Genomic DNA, 1,243 nt, shown 5'->3' with positions numbered 1-1,243 from the left:
AGCCGGATGAAGGGAAACTTTCACGTCCGGTTCTGTAGACCATCGTCGGGGGCGACCCCGGCGATGAGTTTAACCAGCCTGCCTTGTAAATGGATGTTTTATTCGTTGGAGTACTCTTATATCGCTTAGCCGTGCAGGAGCCGGTATTCGCGGGGCGAGACCCCAGCCCAGCGCCTAAAGGCGCGAGCAAAGTTAGCGGGGTCGGTGTAGCCCAGCTCAAGGGCAACCTCAAGCAGTTTGACATCGGGCTTTCGCAGTAGGGCCACCGCCCGGTTAAACCGCACCTGATCGATCAGCTTAGAGTAGGTCAGCCCCGCCTCTGTCAGGTGTCGCTGCAAGCTGCGCACGCTCAGCCCCGAGGCCGCTGCCACCAGGGCAATGTTGGGGGATCCGTAGGGCAACAGCGCCTGAACAAACTGTTGCAAGGAGTCGAAGAAGGCGCTGGCGGGGGCAGATTTCTGAAATCCTTCGTAGGCTGGGTGTAGGCTGAAGTCATCGCCTGTGGCCAGCGAGTTATAGGGCAAACTAAGGGCGGCCCGAGGCATTTTGATGGCACTACAGGAACTCATACCGTGAATAGTGGTATCGGCAAAGTCGTCTATGGCCAGGAGCGAGCGGCAAGGCGGCCCCTCTAGGTGAATCTCTGTAGGTCGCCAGGTTGGCCCTAGCACTACACGAACAGCACTTAGGTAAAGACCTAGTCCATAGAGATGGGTTTGCAGGTTGCTCCCCTGGGTCGGGAGATCGTAGTGAACCTGCCACCAGACTGAGTCGTTTTCCCACCGCAGGCTAACGTGCTCACCCGAGTTGTCCAGACGTACGAGCTGCTCCATGGTCATGAGCAGATCAAACAGCGTCAGGCAGTTGTTGAGAATTGTGCCGAGGGTACCCAGCGTGAACGTTGGGGTCTGTCGCCCGATTAAAAAACCGAGGGTTTTCAACCCTTCTAGATTGGCGGCGTTTTCAATCAGTGCTGACCCCTGATGAAGCGGCAGGAGGTTATCTGGATGGTCTAAGACGGCTGGGGTAAGGCTAATTTGCTCTAGAAGGCGATCGATGGGGGAGCCGATTTGGTCAAGAAAGCCAACAATCGGCGAAAGTGCGCTAGCCCTCACCAGAGGAATTACTTTCATAGAAATTACGCAGCCACAGGGGCTAAAGGGCAGTTAGGGATCTGCAACTAAATAAAGTACCCGTTCAATCCGGTTTCGACTGCGCTCAACCTACCAGTATCGAGAGTTGA

Annotated in this window: 1 protein-coding gene; it reads right to left on the bottom strand. The window is 55.7% G+C overall.

Annotated features, from left to right (window positions below; all coding sequences use genetic code 11):
- Positions 1-125: 125 nt before the first annotated feature.
- Positions 126-1,133, bottom strand: coding sequence for an AraC family transcriptional regulator (locus JUK32_RS10220; protein ID WP_204138758.1), 1,008 nt, complete (start codon positions 1,131-1,133; stop codon positions 126-128).
- Between the last annotated feature and the right edge of the window lie 110 nt (positions 1,134-1,243).

This window comes from Halomicronema sp. CCY15110, assembly GCF_016888165.1.
In the GTDB taxonomy this organism is placed as follows: domain Bacteria; phylum Cyanobacteriota; class Cyanobacteriia; order Phormidesmidales; family Phormidesmidaceae; genus Halomicronema.
The sequence above is the reverse complement of the archived record's forward strand: the minus strand, read 5'-3'. Positions and strand labels throughout refer to the sequence as shown.

Excerpts from the sequence above, each read along its gene's own strand:
- JUK32_RS10220 (WP_204138758.1), bottom strand. The coding sequence starts at position 1,133 with ATGAAAGTAATTCCTCTGGTGAGGGCTAGCGCACTTTCGCCGATTGTT.